Origin of the sequence: Peptoniphilus indolicus ATCC 29427, from assembly GCF_000227315.1 — a bacterium.
Classification (GTDB): Bacteria; Bacillota; Clostridia; order Tissierellales; family Peptoniphilaceae; genus Peptoniphilus; species Peptoniphilus indolicus.
On sequence record NZ_JH165111.1, the window covers coordinates 1 to 1,350 of the forward strand.

The following is a 1,350-nucleotide window of genomic DNA, read 5'->3' on the forward strand; positions in this document are numbered from 1 at the left end:
TTAATAATGTTAATTACAAGACTGGCAAATGCTACCAATCTAATAAAAAATCTTATCATAAAATCAGGTTTCAAAGTGACGAATTATGTAAAGAAAATAAGCTTTCAGTCATTGATGAATATTATGAAGCTTACAAAAGAAAATATAAAACTGCTGGTAAATCTTGGTACGAATATGACCAAAAAAAGAAAGGAAATTCTTGGAAGTCTAAACTGCAATTTGATATAGACAGAATGATTAATAAGTCTAAATCGTGGGAAGAGTTTTTAGAAAATATGAAGAATCTTGATTATGAAATTAAGTTTGGTAAACATATTGCTTTTCGTCATAAAGATAAGCAAAGATTTACAAGATCGAAGACTATAGGAGAAGATTATACTGAAGATAAAATTAAAGAAAGAATAGATTTAGCTATTATGAACAAAGCTAATCCTATTAAAAAAAGAGTAGGAAATGTCATTGATATATCTACTAATACAAAGGCTAAGTCCTCTAAAGGTTATGAAGTTTGGGCAAGAAAACACAATATCAAAACAATGGCTGATTCAATAATAAAGTTAAGAGAGCAAGGCATTAATTCAATTACCCAACTCGATGATCTAATCAAAAAATCTGCTGATGATAGACAAGACTTGTTAGATAAAATAAAGAAAATTGAAACTGAGATGAAAAGTTTATCCCAAGATATGGAAAATATAAATACTATAAATAAATATCGTGAAATCTATAAATACCACAAGAAAAATCCTGATGATAAACAATTTGCAGAGGAGTATTATAGTGAACTTTCTGTCTATAAAATAGCAGCTAAAGAAATTTTAGAAAATTATAAAAAGCTACCCAATACAAAAGAAATACTATCAAGCCTCGATAAATTGCAAGAAAAAAAGAACACCCTTATTCAAGAGTATTCTTTGAATAAAGAACAATTTTCTGACCTTGTTCAGTATAGGAAAAACTATGAAAATTATTATGGAAAGGAAGTAGAGAGGTAAAAAGCTATAAGCAGATAAACTTATAGCTTTGGTCCACAATAATTCCCCTATATTAGTAATCCTATTGCACGAGTGCTGTTACTTTCGGTATTATATTCTGCTTAGTTAGAACTTACTGATTCTAACAATAAACCTTGAACAATAACTACTAAACTTTCCTGATTATTTTTTGCTTTTTGATAATCAAAATATAATCTATCATTATCTACAATATTTTCTATGGCATTTCTTTTATTTATGAAATAAAGATCTCTATATTAAATAAACTATAAAAAAATGGTGCTTTAAGTAAAATATATATTAATGGCTGAGAGATAATTTGCCTTCTTTTAAAATATAAACATTTTTTACATAT

General features: G+C 26.8%; 1 protein-coding gene. It reads left to right on the forward strand.

Translation table 11 applies throughout. The features are described 5' to 3' along the window. Positions 1-995, forward strand: a 995-nt coding sequence (locus HMPREF9129_RS10170) for a relaxase family protein (RefSeq protein WP_004823527.1), incomplete at its 5' end; no start/stop codon positions are given. Positions 996-1,350 lie beyond the last annotated feature (355 nt).